This window comes from Pseudoalteromonas maris, from assembly GCF_049257235.1.
Classification (GTDB): domain Bacteria; phylum Pseudomonadota; class Gammaproteobacteria; order Enterobacterales; family Alteromonadaceae; genus Pseudoalteromonas.
Window position 1 is genome coordinate 188,107 of the sequence record NZ_JBMMUF010000002.1, and the last position, 17,551, is coordinate 205,657.

At 45.7% G+C, this 17,551-nt stretch carries 13 protein-coding genes; 12 read left to right on the forward strand and 1 reads right to left on the reverse strand.

Annotation, left to right across the window (positions count from 1 at the left end; all coding sequences use genetic code 11):
• Nucleotides 1–50: 50 nt before the first annotated feature.
• From AAEU32_RS03905 to AAEU32_RS03955, 11 genes are all read left to right on the forward strand, one after another.
• The gene (locus AAEU32_RS03905; RefSeq protein WP_421969214.1) at nucleotides 51–1,442 is read left to right on the forward strand and encodes a YcjX family GTP-binding protein; all 1,392 of its coding nucleotides are present in this window, start codon (nucleotides 51–53) and stop codon (nucleotides 1,440–1,442) included.
• Entirely contained in the window at nucleotides 1,439–2,473 is a 1,035-nt protein-coding gene (locus AAEU32_RS03910) for a TIGR01620 family protein (RefSeq protein WP_421969215.1), read from the forward strand. The genes AAEU32_RS03905 and AAEU32_RS03910 overlap by 4 nt, the downstream gene beginning before the upstream one ends.
• Before the next feature lie 121 nt (nucleotides 2,474–2,594).
• Nucleotides 2,595–3,779, forward strand: coding sequence for a methionine gamma-lyase (megL, locus tag AAEU32_RS03915; RefSeq protein ID WP_421969216.1), 1,185 nt, complete (start codon nucleotides 2,595–2,597; stop codon nucleotides 3,777–3,779).
• A gap of 233 nt (nucleotides 3,780–4,012) precedes the next feature.
• Nucleotides 4,013–4,810 carry a phenylalanine 4-monooxygenase gene (gene phhA, locus AAEU32_RS03920; protein ID WP_421969217.1) on the forward strand — a complete coding sequence of 266 codons (798 nt, stop codon included), beginning with the start codon at nucleotides 4,013–4,015 and terminating at the stop codon, nucleotides 4,808–4,810.
• Nucleotides 4,811–4,819: 9 nt separating this feature from the next.
• Nucleotides 4,820–5,164, forward strand: coding sequence for a 4a-hydroxytetrahydrobiopterin dehydratase (locus AAEU32_RS03925; protein WP_421969218.1), 345 nt, complete (start codon nucleotides 4,820–4,822; stop codon nucleotides 5,162–5,164).
• A gap of 117 nt (nucleotides 5,165–5,281) precedes the next feature.
• The gene (gene apt, locus AAEU32_RS03930; RefSeq protein WP_421969219.1) at nucleotides 5,282–5,827 is read left to right on the forward strand and encodes an adenine phosphoribosyltransferase; all 546 of its coding nucleotides are present in this window, start codon (nucleotides 5,282–5,284) and stop codon (nucleotides 5,825–5,827) included.
• A 2-nt stretch (nucleotides 5,828–5,829) separates the two neighbouring features.
• Nucleotides 5,830–8,289 (forward strand): DNA polymerase III subunit gamma/tau, encoded by a 2,460-nt coding sequence (gene dnaX, locus AAEU32_RS03935; RefSeq protein ID WP_421969220.1) that lies wholly within the window; start codon nucleotides 5,830–5,832, stop codon nucleotides 8,287–8,289.
• Between the two features lie 56 nt (nucleotides 8,290–8,345).
• A complete protein-coding gene (locus AAEU32_RS03940) occupies nucleotides 8,346–8,672 on the forward strand; it encodes a YbaB/EbfC family nucleoid-associated protein (RefSeq protein ID WP_421969221.1) in 327 nt (108 codons plus the stop codon).
• Between the two features lie 315 nt (nucleotides 8,673–8,987).
• Nucleotides 8,988–9,596, forward strand: a complete 609-nt coding sequence (recR, locus tag AAEU32_RS03945; protein WP_421969222.1) for a recombination mediator RecR — start codon at nucleotides 8,988–8,990, stop codon at nucleotides 9,594–9,596.
• Between the two features lie 158 nt (nucleotides 9,597–9,754).
• Nucleotides 9,755–11,671 (forward strand): molecular chaperone HtpG, encoded by a 1,917-nt coding sequence (gene htpG, locus AAEU32_RS03950; protein ID WP_421969223.1) that lies wholly within the window; start codon nucleotides 9,755–9,757, stop codon nucleotides 11,669–11,671.
• A gap of 210 nt (nucleotides 11,672–11,881) precedes the next feature.
• Nucleotides 11,882–13,144 carry a GGDEF domain-containing protein gene (locus tag AAEU32_RS03955; RefSeq protein WP_421969413.1) on the forward strand — a complete coding sequence of 421 codons (1,263 nt, stop codon included), beginning with the start codon at nucleotides 11,882–11,884 and terminating at the stop codon, nucleotides 13,142–13,144.
• 58 nt (nucleotides 13,145–13,202) lie between these two features.
• On the opposite strand, the gene AAEU32_RS03960 is transcribed toward AAEU32_RS03955, so the two are convergent.
• Nucleotides 13,203–16,160, reverse strand: a complete 2,958-nt coding sequence (locus tag AAEU32_RS03960) for an alpha-L-rhamnosidase-related protein (RefSeq protein WP_421969224.1) — start codon at nucleotides 16,158–16,160, stop codon at nucleotides 13,203–13,205.
• Between the two features lie 344 nt (nucleotides 16,161–16,504).
• Between AAEU32_RS03960 and AAEU32_RS03965 the strand changes: the two genes are divergently transcribed.
• Nucleotides 16,505–17,539, forward strand: a complete 1,035-nt coding sequence (locus tag AAEU32_RS03965) for an isoaspartyl peptidase/L-asparaginase family protein (protein ID WP_421969225.1) — start codon at nucleotides 16,505–16,507, stop codon at nucleotides 17,537–17,539.
• The last annotated feature ends 12 nt before the right edge of the window (nucleotides 17,540–17,551 follow it).

Consider the following 17,551-nt stretch of genomic DNA (forward strand, 5'->3'; position numbering starts at 1 on the left):
ATATGAGCATACGGTGTTAGCACCACCAACACAGAGCAAAAGGAGTTTCCTTGTCGTATTCTCGCCTTGATAAGTTCAAAGACAAAGCCAAGAACATCCTAAAACGTACTTTGGACAGTCATATTACGCTTGCTGTCACAGGCCTCTCTGGGAGTGGCAAAACAGCATTTATCAGTGCATTGGTGCACCAGTTAACGGAGCAAGCAAATGATAAAAATATGCCGTTTTTTAGGGTAGTGCGAGAAGGAAGACACATTGCCACCACCTTAGTGCCACAAAAAGCATTGAATATCCCTACTTTTGCCTATCGTCAGGCAATGGATAGCCTCACATCAAAACCTGCGACTTGGCCCGAGTCAACAAAACGAATCAATACCTTACGCCTTGCGATGCGTTATCGCCCAAATAGAGGCTTGCGCGCGCAACTCGGTGACACGGCCACACTGACAATCGACTTGATAGACTACCCAGGTGAGTGGCTGATGGACTTGACTATGCTCAATATGGACTATGCCACATGGAGTAACAAGCAGCTGAACATGCTGCGCTCGCCTGTGCGTAAAGATCATGGCGCAGAGTTTCTTGATGTTTTAGCACAATTTGATAGCCAAAAAAGCGTCGATGAAACTGAGTTAAAGCAAATAAGCAATACCTATAAACACGCGCTTAGAGCGATTAAACAGCATGCTCATGCTGCTAATTTACAGCCTGGACGAATGCTTATTCCGGGCGATTTAGAAGGCGCGCCGTTGTTGGCCTTTTTCCCATGCCAAGCACCACAGCTAAAGCAAGATAACACTCAGTACGCTCAGCTAGAGGCACGATTTGAAGCCTATAAAGCGCAAGTGGTGAAGCCTTTTTATAAAGAATATTTTTGTCGATTTGACCGTCAAGTTGTGTTGGTTGATTTACTGCGTGCGTTAAAGTTGGGCCCAGAAATTTTTGCAGAGCAAACTGACGCGATTACCGATCTATTGGCGTTTTTTGAATATGGAAAAAGTAACTTATTGCGACGTTTATTCAGCCCAAATATCGATAAGCTTTTGTTTGTAGCCAATAAAGCAGATCAAGTCGGAGTGAATTATCATCAAGACTTGGCGTTGCTACTTCATGATTTAGTGAAAAGTAAAGCCAATGAACTTACATTCTCGGGTGTTGAGATTGATACCATGGCAATGGCTGCCATTTGCGCAACACATAATAAATCGGTGAAAGAAAAAGGCCGAACTTTACATTGCATCTATGGCAAGCCGCTGCATGAAGAAAACTGGTTAACCTATTTACCGCCGCAACCTCCGCGTTATGCATTGAGTAAAGCCCAGTGGCCAGCACATGGCTTTGACTATCTTGATTTTGCACCTATGCCTAATGAGGATGGCACATTACGCCATATGCGCTTAGATCATGCCCTAGAGTTTTTAATAGGAGATAAAGTGCGATGAGTGACGAAGTAAAGCTCTGTGCGGGGCGGCGTTTTGATGAACATGCTCCTGAGCAGGTCAAAGAAGCGCTTATGCAATCGCAAATCGTAGCGCGCGGTGAACAAACGGATGCGTCAGACTCCCAAGAGCAACTGTTTGAGCAAGAAGGTGAGATTGAACAGGCCTTATCACATGATTTAGGCGCACATAAGCGCTCTTTGATGAAACGTTTATTCTTTGTTTTACTCACTGTTCTCGTCCTCGTCGAAACAGTGCTCAGTATCATGGCTGGTTTTGCGACAGCATGGTGGCTTGGTGCGCTCTACAGCACGGTTGTTGCGTTGGGTGTTGGCTTGATTGGCAAGCTCGTGTGGCGAGAGTTCATTAACTTAAAGCGCTTAAAGGTCAATCAGCATCATCAACAGCAAGCGGAGCGTTTGCTGCAAAGTGAACAAATCGGTCAAGCCTTGCCATGGCTAGAAAGTGTTAATCGCATACAAACACATCCTGAGTTTAGTACCTTTAAAGCGCGTATTGGCGAGCACCTTAGCGACAAAGAAGTGATGGTGTTATACCGCGATACCTTGTTGGTGAGTCAAGACGAGCAGGCAAAAAAAATCATCAATCGCTACGCTGCAGAGTCGGCGGTGCTCGTCACTGTGAGTCCTCTGGCGGTGGTCGATATGCTCGCGGTGTTATGGCGTGGACTTAAGCTGGTGGACACGCTTGCCAATAATTATGGTTTGGCCCTAGGTTATATGAGCCGTGTGCGTTTGTATCGCAGCCTAGTCAAACAAATGTTGTTTGTCGGCTCCACCGAGTTACTCGCAGATATGGCCGCAACGGCGTTTGGTTCAAAGTTACTAAGTGTACTTTCTACTCGTGCAGCGCAAGGTCTCAGCGCAGGTGTATTAACCGCGCGCATTGGTTATAAAGCCATGGAATTATGCCGACCATTGCCCAAGTTGGAACACAAACCATCTTTGCTCAGTGCGACAGCGAAGCGTTTAGCCAGTCGTCTATCACGCATGGATAAACGAGATGACGAATAAGCGTCAACAAAGGTTGACGCTTGAGCGACACTAATCAAATTTTTACTAGCCGTCCAAGCGGCTAGCGTGCTTGTTATTTGGTCAGCGCAGCCACTATGTTAAAAGAAAAAACGGTGGCAATATGAAAAAACACACACTCTCAGATAAAACCCTGTGTATTCACAATGAGCAGGGAAGAGTCGATCCGCATCGTGCGCTAGCGGCGCCACTTTATCAAACATCAACCTTTATTTTTGACAATGCTGCCCAAGGCGCTGCACGTTTTGCCGGTGAAGAAGCTGGATACATATATTCTCGCCTTGGTAACCCCACAGTGCGAGAACTAGAGCAACGCTTAGCTGCGCTGGAGCACACCGAAGATGCAGCTGCCTGTGCTACAGGAATGGGCGCTGTTTCGGCAGCAACGATGAGTTTTTTAAGCGCAGGAGATCATCTTATCGCCTCTAGTACGGTTTATGGCTGTACGTACGCATTGTTTAGTCACTTATTTGCGCGCTTTGGCATTGAAGTCACCTTTGTTGATTTTACCGACATTGACGCTATACACGCTGCTCGCAAGCCAAACACCAAAATGGTGTTTGTAGAAACCCCCGCTAACCCAAATATGCAGGTGTATGACTTAAAAGCGATTTGTTCGTTTGCAAAACAGCACAAGCTTATTAGCGTAGTCGACAACACCTTCTTAACACCGATCCTGCAAAAGCCGGTTGAGCTTGGTGCAGATCTCGTTGTGCATAGCGCTACAAAGTATTTAAACGGTCACGGTGATGTGGTCGCGGGCTTGGTATGCGGCTCAAGCGAGCATATTGATACGATAAAATACACTGTGCTCAAAGATATTGGCGCGACGATGAGCCCATTTGATGCCTGGCTCATTTTGCGTGGTTTGAAAACCTTGGCGGTGAGAATGAAGGCGCATTGTGAAGGCGCGCATGCTGTAGCGAAGTACTTGGCAAATCACGATAAGGTAGAGAAAGTTTACTATCCCGGTCTTGAAAGTGACCCAGGCTACGCATTGATAGGTGAGCAAATGCAAGATGCTGGTGGCGTTATCGCGTTTGAACTTAAAGCGTCATTACACAGCACAGAGCACTTTATCAACAGCCTTGAATTGTGCACTTTGGCCGTGAGTTTGGGAGATACTGAAACGCTTATTCAGCATCCAGCATCAATGACTCACTCAACCTATGAACCTGAGCAGCGTCGGGCTGCGGGGATCAGTGACGGACTTGTACGAATCTCCATTGGTCTTGAAGATGTTAATGAAATCATTGCCGATTTAGATGCGGGCCTAGCGAAGATTTAAAAATATTGTAAATATAAAATTACACAAAGGTGCCTTGTAGGCGCCTTTTTATTTGGTGTGTAAATTAAGGTGTTTTTAGGTGGAGCTTAAAGTTTACGTTTTTGTGATTGGTGTGCGGTCCGATATCAGGGATGTGTATTACAAACTTTCTCACTTTTACTTAGTATTTGGTTAACACACAGTTGAGGGGAAGTAAGCGCTGTAGAGTTTGCTTCTCGGATGTAAAGGTAGTTATGGCTAAATCAAGTAAATACGTCTCTAGGACGCCAGATGAAAATGGCATCATTCACTGGAGCGAAGAAGAAAATAAAATTTGGTCCGAGTTGGTTGAGCGCCAATTAGCGTGCATTGAAGGCAAAGCCTGTAATGAATACATGGAAGGTCTAGAGAAAATCAACCTTCCGCATGATCGCATTCCGCAATTGCATGAGCTAAATGAAGTGCTCGAGCGTGAAACAGGTTGGCAGGTAGCACCAGTGCCTGCGCTTATCGATTTTGACGAGTTCTTCCGTTTGCTCGCAAACAAACAGTTTCCTGTGGCGACATTTATTCGCTCGCGCGACGAGTTTGATTATCTGCAAGAGCCAGATATTTTCCACGAAATCTTTGGCCACTGTGCGATGCTGACCAACCCAGATTTTGCAGAGTTCACGCACAAGTACGGGCAACTTGGCTACGCGGCAGATAAGAAAGACCGCGTATATCTTGCTCGTCTGTATTGGTTTACCGTTGAGTTTGGTTTGATGCAAACGGAAGATGGCTTGCGTATTTACGGCGGCGGTATTCTATCGAGCCCAGGTGAAACGCAGTACGTCTACACTGACGAGCCAGAGATCAACCCAATAAACGTGCTAGATGTGCTGCGAACTCCGTATCGCATTGATATCATGCAGCCTGTGTATTACACCATCAACTCAATCCATGATTTGTTTGATATCTCGCAAATGGATGTGATGGCGTTAGTTGCACAAGCAAAAGAGTTAGGCTTATTTGAGCCAAAATTTCCCCCTAAAGAAAAATTAGCTAGTTAAGGATTGTAAATGTCTGAGTTAAGCGCACAAAAATGTGAAGCGTGTCGTGCGGATGCGCCTAAGGTGTCAGATGAAGAGTTGGCGGTATTGATCCGTGATATCCCTGAATGGGTGCCTGAAGTACGTGATGGCATTATGCAACTTGAGCGTGTTTTTAAATTCAAAAACTTCAAGCAAGCACTTGAGTTCACCAACCTTGTGGGTGCAATGGCTGAAGAAGAAGGCCATCACCCAGGTTTACTAACAGAGTGGGGCAAGGTGACAGTGACTTGGTGGTCGCATTCTATTAAAGGTTTGCACAAAAATGACTTTATTTGTGCAGCTAAAACAGACACTGTTTTTTCTAGCCTTTAAGCATTGATTTACCCATTATTTGAGCCACCGTTAGCGGTGGCTTTTTTGTTGTGGGTTCATTGTTTTGCACAAGTTGCTATAATGCAGCGCTGATAACATTAAATTATGAAAAGAAATATGAGCGCTGCAGATCTAGACTACATCAAGCAATCAATCGCTACAGTTCCAGATTACCCAAAACCTGGGATCATGTTCCGTGACGTAACGTCACTTCTAGCCGACCCTAAAGCACTAAAACTGACTATTGACCATATGGTGAGTCGTTACCAAGACCAAGGTTTTACTAAAATCATTGGCACTGAATCTCGAGGATTCATTTTTGGTGCGCCGCTTGCGTATGTGCTGGGTGTACCTTTTATTCCAGTGCGAAAGCCGGGTAAATTACCGCGCGAGGTCATTGCACAAAGCTACCAGTTAGAATATGGTGAAGATATCCTTGAGTTGCATGTTGATGCCATTGTCCCTGGCGATAAGGTATTGTTAGTTGACGATTTATTAGCAACAGGTGGCACCATTGAAGCAACTGCAAAGCTGGTTGCAAAATTGGGTGGTCAAGCAACACATGCTGCGTTCGTTGTTTCTTTACCTGATTTGGGCGGTGAGCAACGTGTGCGCCAACAAGGAATTGACGTTTATAAACTAGTCGAATTCGAAGGCGAATAAGCATGAGCTATCAGGTTCTTGCCAGAAAATGGCGACCGCAAACCTTTCACCAATTAGTTGGTCAAGAACACGTAAAACAAGCGTTGGTAAATGCATTAAACGAACAACGTTTGCACCACGCATACTTGTTTACGGGCACTCGCGGAGTTGGTAAAACAACCATTGCGCGTATTTTTGCTAAGAGCCTGAATTGCGATCAAGGTATTTCTGCCCAACCGTGTGGCCAGTGCGCCACCTGTTTAGATATTGAAGCAGGCAAGTACATTGATCTTATTGAAATTGACGCAGCATCTCGCACCAAGGTAGAGGATACTCGCGAAATTCTTGATAACGTGCAATACGCGCCAACGCGTGGTCAGTTTAAAGTGTATCTCATAGATGAAGTACACATGCTCTCCAAGCACAGTTTTAACGCGTTGCTAAAAACATTGGAAGAGCCGCCTGAGCACGTAAAGTTCTTGCTGGCGACCACAGATCCGCAAAAGCTACCAGTCACTATATTGTCTCGTTGTTTACAGTTTAATCTCAGTGCTTTATCGGTTAATCAAATAAGTACCCAGTTAGAAAATATACTGGGCCAAGAACACATTCACTATGAACCATCTGCGCTTGAAGTGCTTGCTAAAGCGGCTGACGGCAGTATGCGTGATGCGCTAAGCCTTACCGACCAAGCGATTGCGCAAACCAATGCACAATTAAATGAGCCAACGGTTAAAGATATGCTTGGCCTTATGGATGTGCGTTTCGCGCAGCAGTTATTGAGTGCGGTTTTGTTACAAGATGGCGAAGAGTTAATGCAGCAAACACGCAGTTTAGCGACTCGTAATCCGAACTACCTTGCCGTGCTTGATGATTTATTGAACCTCACTCACAGCATTCAACTTACTCAGCTCGTACCTAGTGCCGCTGCTTTGAGTGAGCGTGACTGTGACTATGTAAAAGAAGTTGCTCAAAGTGCGAAGCCACAACATATTCACTTGATATATCAATTACTGCTCAGTGGTAAACGTGATTTACAATGGGCTAGCTCAGCACACATTGGTTTTGAAATGCTGATGCTTCGCTTATTGGCATTTGAACCAGTGAGTGAGCAAACATCAGCGCCAGCAACGCCTATGGCCTCTGCGAATGAGCGCTCACAAGAGCGCGCTGCAAATTTGCGTGCGATGTTAGCGCGAAATAACAACGCGCTGTCTGAGCAGGGTGCACAGACCCAGGAGCCAGCCCAATCTTTGCAACAAACGTCTGACGTGCCTGCGCAATCTAAGGATGAGGCACCAGAGCCCAAAATAGCATACGCCCCCATCGACGAGCCACAACCACAATTGGTCACCATAGAAGAGACTTTGCGCGATATGGATGCCGAGTCTCAAGCACAGCAAACATCTGCATCTGAGCAAGGTGAACAAGAAGCCGCTGTGCAATTTGACGCTGTTATGCGCCAAGCTCAGGACTTGGGTTATGAGCAGGGCACCCAGCACGTGGCAAGTGAAAGCCAGCCAAGTGCAGCTGAAGAACTGAGTCAAACTAATGAGCACGTGAGTGTTGAAGAGCCTCTTGAGGTTGATAGTAGCCTTGCCCCAGCGCAACAACTCGATGAGTTGGAGCGGCAAACCCAATCTGCTATCGCGCGAATTTTGCAAAATCGTAAGTTAGGCACAGCGAGTAAACCGAGTCAGCCTAGTGGTGAACCAAAAAAGACGCAGGCCCGAGGTGAGCGGGCCGAACTAAGCGCACCGCAAAGCCAGCAACACGCTCAAGCAAAACCAGAGTTAGCACTTGTTGATGAGGCGTATGAGCTTTCAGCCGAGCCTGCCCCCGAGCCTTCTGGCGGGCCTTCAGCCGAGCCGCTGAACCAGCCTGCTGCGACTTCGCAAGCCGTTCGGCAGATGCCAAGTAAACAGCGTAGCATGAGCCCCGCTGAGCGATTGTTAGAGCGTCATCAGCCTGATCCGCAAAAGCTTGCACCGGAGCTGTTAGTGCAACTTGAGGCGCCAACAACCAGCGAAGTTGCCAAAGAGCCAGAGCTAAATATTCCTGTGCCACAGGGGTTTGTTAGCCCTGTGAGTGAGATTAAATTTGCCCACCAACAAGATGCATGGGCGAAATTGATAGAAGATATGAATTTAGGCGGGCGTACACGCCAATTTGCACTGCACAGTATGTTCAAACAAGAACCAGGTAATGTGCATTTAGCAGTGCACCAAGAGCAACAACACCTTGATGGTGCTGCACTCAGAGATAGAATTGCTGAGTGTCTATCAGAACAATTAGGTGAGCCAATTACTCTGCATGTTGATTTTGTAACGCAAGTCGAGAATACGCCGTACTTAATCCAACAGCAAATTGACCAGTTACGTTTATCTCAAGCAGTACAAGCGGTGAACGATGATGCCAATGTACAGCGATTAACGGCGCAATTTTCAGCAATCCTTGATGAAAACTCGGTGCAGCCATTGTAATTTTTCCTCGCTGGCCTTATCTTTGCCAGCATAGATTTAAATGAAGAGAGAACACTATGTTTAAAGGTGGAATGGGCAACATGATGAAGCAAGCGCAGCAAATGCAAGAGCGCATGCAAAAAGCCCAAGAAGATATCGCTAACTTAGAAGTGACAGGCGAAGCTGGTGCAGGACTTGTTAAAGTAACCATGCTAGGTAGCCACAATGTACGTCGTGTAGAGCTTGATGAGAGCTTGATGGAAGACGACAAAGACATGATTGAAGATCTATTGGCTGCCGCGTGCAACGACGCAGTGCGCCGTGTCGCTGAAGAAAGCCAGAAGAAAATGGCTGAAGTGACAGGTGGTATGAACTTACCTCCTGGCTTCAAAATGCCGTTCTAATATAGAATCCTTTTAAAATAGCGCCTAATGGCGCTATTTTTTTGCCTGCAATTTAAAGCTTCACGCTTTGCATTCAACATACGTTGCACACTCTTTAGCGCCATGCCCTTAGTTCAATAAATTAAAATACGAGTTCTCATCTAAATGTTGGGTGACGCATAAATATTGGGTTAAAAAATCCAACTCAATGTCATCAACCTCAGATCCAATGGCTAAAAACATCACACCCTTATACTTTTTCTGATAGTTTTGATACCTTATCGTCAATTATGGTGAGCGCTGAATTAACAGCGCCATATCTTTATCGGAATTTTCATGCAGTTATCGCCAAAACTTACGCAACTTGTTGATGCTTTGCGCTGTCTTCCTGGCATTGGGCCAAAGTCGGCACAACGTATCGCGTTTCACCTTCTTGAGCGTGACAGAGAAGGGGGCTCGCAATTAGGTGATGCACTCACGCAAGCTATGGCTGATATTGGCCATTGTAATAGCTGTCGTACGTTCACTGAATTAGAACAGTGTGAATTGTGCGGCAATATTAAACGCCAAGACTCGGGATTGTTGTGCGTGGTTGAATCACCAACCGATGTGTTAGCTGTGGAGCAAACAGGGCATTATCAAGGCTTGTATTTTGTGCTCATGGGGCATTTATCACCACTTGATGGCATTGGTCCAAATGAGATTGGCCTCGATGTGCTCGAGAAAAAGTTAGCCGCAGGCGACATTAATGAAGTAATTTTGGCAACCAATCCCACCGTTGAAGGCGAGACTACCGCCCACTATATTGCGCAATTGTGTAAGCAATACAATGTAGGTGCGTCGCGTATCGCTCACGGTGTGCCGGTCGGTGGTGAGCTTGATTTGGTTGATGGCATGACGTTATCTCACGCCTTTAACGGTCGCAAGCAGGTCACGTACGACTAATACAATTGTTATAAACTGCTCTAAAATCCAGCAAAGAAGCGCCTTTTGGCGCTTTTTTCGTTTTTGTACTCTTGAATCTCAGAACCCTCACCCCATATACAAAACATACTTGTTCTTGCACCCTCGTTGGGTGAACCTGTTTGCTAACGGAGAGAGAAATGACAGCAACATCAGAAAAAGAAACGCTCGGCTTTCAAACCGAAGTAAAGCAACTGCTTAACTTAATGATCCACTCTTTGTATTCAAACAAAGAGATTTTCCTTCGCGAGCTAGTGTCAAACGCATCTGATGCAGCAGACAAATTACGCTTTTTAGCACTTGAAAACGGTGACCTGTATGAGGGCGACGCCGAGCTTAAAGTGCGTATTAGTGCTGATAAAGACAAAGGCACTGTGACAATTTCTGATAATGGTATCGGTATGACGCGTGATGAAGTGATCAGTGCGTTAGGTACGATTGCTAAATCAGGCACAGCAGAGTTTTTCAAAAACTTAACAGGCGATCAAGCGAAAGATTCGCAACTAATTGGCCAGTTTGGTGTGGGTTTCTACTCAGCGTTTATCGTTGCCGACAAGGTAACTGTACGTACACGCAAAGCGGGACACAGCCAAGCAGTTGAATGGGAATCACACGGCGAGGGTGAATATACCCTAGCTGAAATCGATAAAACCAGTCGCGGCACTGAGATCATTTTGCACTTACGCGATGATGAAAAAGAGTTCTTAGAGGACTATCGTCTACGCGGCATCGTTAACAAGTATTCAGATCATATTTCCATCCCAGTGGAAATGTTCCGCGAGCCAGTGCCTGAATCAGAAGGCCCAGATGGTGAGAAAATTGAGGCACAACCAGGCCAGTGGGAAGCAATTAACAAAGCTGAGGCGCTATGGACGCGCGATAAGAGTGAAATCAGCGACGAAGAATATCAAGAGTTCTACAAGCATGTGGGTCATGATTGGGAAGAACCACTCACGTGGGCACACAACAAGGTGGAAGGTAAAACTGAGTACACCAGCTTGCTATATATCCCTAAGCGCGCACCATTTGACTTATACAACCGTGATCGCCAAAGTGGCTTGAAGTTATATGTGCAGCGCGTATTCATCATGGATGACGCTGAGCAGTTCATGCCAAGCTATTTGCGTTTTGTAAAAGGCTTATTGGACTCAAACGATCTGCCGCTGAACGTGTCACGTGAAATCTTGCAAGATAACAAAATCACTCAAACTATTCGCAAAGGCTGTACATCTCGTGTGTTAAAAATGCTTGAGCGTATGGGTAAGAACAAGCCAGAAGAATATCAAACATTCTGGAATGAATTTGGTAGCGTAATCAAAGAAGGCCCAGCAGAAGATATGGCAAACAAAGAAGCCATTGCTAAATTGCTGCGCTTTGCATCAACACATACCGATGAGGCCACACAAAATGTATCGCTGGAGCAATACATTGAGCGTATGAGCGAAGGCCAAGACAAAATTTACTACGTGGTAGCGGATAGCTTTGAAGCCGCGAAGAACTCGCCACACCTTGAGATCTTCCGCAAAAAAGGTATCGAAGTGTTGTTGCTGAGCGACCGCGTTGATGAGTGGATGATGAGTCACCTTACTGAATTCCAAGACAAGCAATTACAGTCAATTACGCGCGGTGATTTAGACTTGGGCGACCTGGATGACGAAGAAAGCAAAAAGGCGCAAGAAGAGTCTGAAAAAGAAGTAGAAGGTTTGCTTGAGCGCATCAAAACTGCACTTGGCGATAAAGTGAAGGAAGTACGCTTTACCCATCGTTTAACTGACTCTCCAGCGTGTGTGGTAGCTGACGAGCATGACATGAGTTCACAGATGATCAAGCTGATGGAGTCTGTTGGTCAAAAGGCGCCAGAAACTAAGCCGGTATTTGAGCTAAACCCAGAGCATCAATTGGTGAAGCACTTGAATCATGAGCAAGACGAAGACAAATTCACTCAGTGGTCAGAAGTATTGCTAGACCAAGCCTTACTTGCTGAGCGTGGTAGCTTGAAAGACCCTGCAGGTTTCGTAGCACGATTAAATAAGCTGATGCTGGATTTAAGTAAGTAGTAATCAACCAACCCAACGTTGAGCCCGAGCTAAGTACTCGGGCTTTTTTTATGTAGCCACATGCAAAATTAACTTTTTCGCATATTGTCCTCGATTGAAATTTTGGTCTAACCTTTATAGGTTATATTTCAATGTACAATGCGTCGAATGTCTTTTTATGATATTTCATTAAAAACAAAAGTTTATCTGTTTTTTGCCGCAATTATAGTGATGAATACTGTTAACTTCGGCATCATTTATTACCTGAAAAACGAGTCTGTAAAAGACTATGTTGTTTTTAAAGAGGTCAATGAGGTTTTAACTTTAAACGGGCAGTTGCTCGTGCACATCGTTGACGCCGAAACGGGTCAGCGAGGGTTTATCCTCACTTCTAAGTCTTCATATTTAGAGCCATATTATGATGGCATCAAGCAAGCCAGCCACACGCTTTCAGTGTTAAAAGCAAAATCTGTCGATGATCAAATTCAACTGCAAAGGCTTAATCAGTTGCAAGAGCTGATGATGGAAAAGTTTGCAGAGCTACATTTGACCATTGAGCTTCATCGGACAGGAAAGTCTCAACAAGCGCTAGAGATAATAAATAGTGACAAAGGCAAACTGTTGATGGACGACATCAGGGAGAAAGTTACGCAGTATGCGGCATATGAAGATAACACTCTTGAGCAAAGGCGCAATGAGTTAAATACATTGTTGCAGTTGGCTCAAAAGGTATTCATTGCAGAGACACTGATGTTTCTGATTGCCGTATTAATCGTCGCAATGGTGATATCCAAGACCATCATTGATCCAATTAGGGCCTTGTATCAATCAGCAAAAACGTTTGAAGAGGAAAATACGTTCACTCCAGTTGATATCAATGGCAAAGACGAAATAGGCACATTAGCTCATGCCTTTAACAGTATGGCGAACAAGATGTTGTGCCGGGTGACAGACCTAAATGAGCTTAACCTTCAAGCGCAAAAGGAGCGAGATCAGGCGCGCTTAGACTCGTTGATAGACCCCTTAACTGGCTTGTTTAATCGTCGTGTATTCGCGGTTGAATTTGAAAAACTTGTTGATTCATCAAAGCGCTACGGTCATGAGCTCTCAGTGATGATGTTTGATGTAGACTTTTTTAAGGAAATTAACGACAACCTAGGTCATAGCACTGGCGATAAGGTGTTGGCTGCAATAGGGAATGTCGTCAAGGATAGGGTACGAGGGAGTGATCTGGCAATTCGTTACGGAGGCGACGAATTTGTTGTTGTTCTGAGCCACACCGGTTACAGCGATTGCGTCGCAAAAGCTGAGTCGTTAAGACAGAGCATTGCTGCATTGGAGATACCTGAGCTTGGTGCTGAAAATATCACCATCAGTGTCGGTGTAGCGTCTTATGATGCAACAGAAGATACACCGCTGACTTTACTAGACAAAGCGGATAATGCCCTTTATTTGGCAAAACGCGAAGGGCGAAATTGCGTGCGTTGTGCATGAATATTTGCACAGTTTGAGGTAAAAGAGCGCGTACCACGCAGTGATACGCGCTTAATAGCTAGTGTGATCCAACCGGCATCACGCGCACAGAATACAAATCAAATTGATTTAACGCGCCAGATGTTCCGCCTGCTGAGGCATAGGTTTTGTTGTTATCCAAATAACTCATGTTGTAGTAATCATACAAAGACATTTGGTATTCACCTGCTGCCAGCTTCACCTTTATGGGAGTGGAGTAGGCGGTGCCAAGGTCCTTATTAGTATGAGGTAATTGCACAGCACCTTGGTGCACGATGTCGCCATCTGAGTTCGCAACAACGAGCCACTTAACACCAGCCGTAATGCCTGTGTTTATCTCATGTTGCCAGTTTTTATATTCCAACTGTATGGCGTATTCACCTGCATCTTGTATGGCTAAGCTGTTCACAGCGAATGTATCTGCTTTGCCACCCCAGTTGGCTAAGAAGCTGCCATGCTCATCGCTTTGCACAGCGCCGTTGGTATCTACATTGGAGGCATCTACATCAACAGTAATACCGTCAATCGCACACACAACTTGTGAGTTATGCGACATATTAGCCGACGCTTTGAACTTAGCTGATGCGCTATAACAGGCTTGTCTGCCTATATCTTGAGAGTCTTGCCACTGGCCAGCGGCTACATCATCGGCCACCTTAACGCCGTTGCGATAAACCTGATAGGTCACTTCTCCTTTGTTGTCTTCATCAAGGATATCAATGACCGCTTTACCATCACGCATTTTTACAGTAATGCGCGGTTCAGCCGGAGCAAACACATGCTCATTGTAGCCACTTGGTTTAGCATCAATCACAGTGATGTCAGTGTGTGCCCCAATCAGCTTACCCATTACCAATTCTATGCGGCTATTCGCACTTAATTGTGCGTAGTCGAGAGTGTTACCAGTTAGAGTCTCACCATTGAGCTTGATGTGCTTAAGCGTGTAAACACCATCAGAACCATTGCCTTGCTCCGAGAAGCTCACGAGCACATCAATGCGTTTGTCCTTATAGGCAAGGTTTTTAAGTGCAATTGTATCGCTTTGTTCGAAATAGCTCTGTTTTAAAGCTGCGGTGATATAAGGAGCAAACGTGAGTCCTACAGGGCTGGTTTCGACGCCGAATATGCCATCAATAACCATGTTTAAATAGGCTGCTACCGACCAAAGCTGGCGTTTCGAGTTAATCACAGGGCCTGATAACGCGAGTTTATCTTTTTCTAACCAAATAGATTGAGCTGAGAGCCACTCTAGGTTTTCCATGTTTGACAAATTCAACGCTGCGGCGCGGATCAGAGTGTTGTAGGCTGCGTTTGCGACGCTTTCATTGTTGCCGAGTTTGGCTGCTTTTAAGCCATAGGCGGTAACAAACGGCCAAATAGCTCGGTTATGGTACACCGGAATATCCGGTTGCTGAGGGAATATCACTGGCGCCCCCATTGGGCCATGCGGGTAGTTTGCCAAAATCGCCGTGCGTTGCTGCTCACTGGCTATTCCGGTAATGATCGCCAGTGACTGGCCTAGCCAATCGTACTTCTGCATGACGGTGTTATCAAAGTGACCGGCAGTCAAACTGCTATAAAGGCCTTTTTCTTCAAGCCAAAGGTGGGTATTGATAGCGCGCTTTAGCTCATCAGCCCATAACTCATAACGCGTTGCTTTATCGTCTTGACCAAGTTCGTTGGCTAACTGCTGTGCTAAACGAATTGCTTGATAATGTGCAGCATTGGTTGACACTGCTTTTGCCGTGGCCATGCTGGATAAATCGTCGGGAAGCCACTTGGCATAAGTTTGTTCGCGCCAATCGAGAAACGACTGTTCACCGTTGTAGAGTCCACTGGCGTTGTCAAACGCAACTAGGCGGTCATTTTCTATGGTATTACTAACGGCAAGTAGGGTGCGTTGGGCAAAGGCTTCACGCTCTGCACCGACTAGGCTATTAAGCGCGGCTTGGGCGCCAAATGCCCATGTAACACGGTCGGTACTAATAGGCCAGCTGCCACCACTGCCAGTGTCTTGAATTATTTGCAGTCCATCATCAGTGCCCGCAGCAAAGCGTGGTTTGCTAACGCCATCACGATATCCAGATAATTTAAATTCGAGCGAATTTTTTACGCGCTGAGGGTCGAGTAAACCAAAACTTAGGTGCGCCGCATAGGCCAAGTCGCGGGTCCACACATAATTCCACTTTTCTCCTGTTTCAAAACAGTCACAGGCGATGGATTGTCCGTTGTTGTAGTTTGCATCTTTAATATTAGCGACAGAATCTAGCTTCATTTCATCAATCGCCAGAGCGAACAGTGCATCAAAAGCAATGTTACCTGAGCGCAGAACAGGGAAGTGTTCATCTTCGCTGTAGAGTGAATATTGTGGCACTGGGTCGCGCAAAATTTGCGATGTTGAGTGTACATACGTACGTAAATCACTGTGTTCGTCTTTAACAGAGAAACGTGCTGTTTCAGTGGCGCCATCGAAAGTCGAGAAAGATAATGCCACTTGTTGTGCATTTGCATTGTGTGGGGCTTGCGCTACAGAGTGCGATGCAGCGTCTTTTGAAACCACAAACTGCATGCCATTGTCGGTTTGCTTAACAGTGAAAACGTACACGCTCGGTTGCTCGGCTACCATGCTGGTGTGCTTGTCTGTTTGCTTCTTTGTAAGGGTGATTGCTTGGTTTAGGTCTTCAGACAAGTTAATGACTTCAGATTCATCGGTTTGCGCTATTAACTGGTAGTCCCAAGAGGCGCTAGCTATTTTGAAACTATGAATACCGAAGCCTAAATTCACTTTGGCTTGATAGGTGGTGTCGTTCACTTTTTCGAACGCAGCAGAGGTTCCCCAACCATTGAATGAACCGCGTAAATACAAAGGTGGTATTTGTTTTTCAGAGGTATTGTGTGCTTTGGTGTCTACTTCAACATGAGTGCACGCAGGGGCACCTGCAAATAGGGCGGCAACTAACAAGGCAGTAGTTCGCTTTTTTACAACAGTGTTCTTCATTTTTTATCCTTTAGCCCGCGATTTGTTGTCTATTTTGAATTCTAATAATAATCCTCTAGCTATTACTAACATTTATTCATGTGTCGTGGTGATAAATCTTATGAAGCTTTGGGTATTCCCAGCGAAAGCAGACTACATGGTACTCGGTGTGTAGGCCTTAAATACTCTAAATAAATTGCACATTTACGGCTGTTGTTCATTCCCTTCAAACATGAACGGCAGGGATCTTGATAAATATTCAATCAACAACCCCCATGGTATTTGTGCATTGGTCGCAAGCACTTGCGAATGTGATTGGTCTTTCTCATAGTTAACATTCTTCATAGCAATAATTAGAGCAATATATGAAATCAACGTTACTCAGTGCACTGGTACTTATGTGTGTGTCGTCGTTAGCACACGCTGAAACTGCGAAACACAATCCAATCGCTATCGCCATTCATGGCGGTGCGGGTACGATTGAGAAATCACGTTTTACGCCAGAGCAAGAAAAAGCATACCGCGCCAAATTAAACGAGGCGGTAGAAGCTGGCTACGCGGTGCTCGAACAAGGCGGTGCAAGCTTAGATGCAATTAATGTCGCTATTAACGTGCTGGAGAATTCACCGTATTTTAATGCTGGTAAAGGCGCGGTGTACACCTATGAGGGGACTCATGAACTCGACGCGTCAATTATGGACGGGCGTACACGTGAAGCGGGTGCTGTAGCAGGAGTCAAGCACATTGAGAACCCTATCGACCTGGCTCGTTTGGTCATGACCAACTCTGTGCATGTGATGCTAAGTGGTCAGGGGGCAGAGGAGTTTGCGCAAGCACAAGGTATCAAGTTGGTTGAAAATAGTGTGTTTGATACCGAGCACCGTTATGAAGCATTACTCAAAGCTAAGGAAAAGCTGGATAAGGCAAAGCCGGCAACAAAAAACTACCAAGCACAGCACAATGCACTGCCTACTGAATTTAAGATGGGCACTGTGGGTGCTGTGGCACTCGATGGCAATGGCAACGTGGCGGCAGGGACCTCAACGGGCGGTATGACCGCGAAGCGTTTTGGCCGTATCGGTGATGCGCCAATTATCGGTGCCGGTACCTTTGCCGATAACGATTCATGTGCGGTGTCAGCAACAGGCCACGGTGAGTATTTTATTCGTTATCAAGTTGCCAGTGACATTTGCGCTCGCGTGCAATACCAAGGCAAGAGTATTGAGCAAGCGGGTAACGACGTGATTTTTGGGCCAATGTTTGAGTCCGGTGGCACAGGCGGCGTGATTATTGTTGATGCCAAAGGCAACATCAGCATGCCATTTAATACAGCGGGTATGTATCGAGCCAGTAAGAGCAATTCAACCCCAACTTATGTGGGCATTTTTAAAGACGAATAATTGCGACGAATA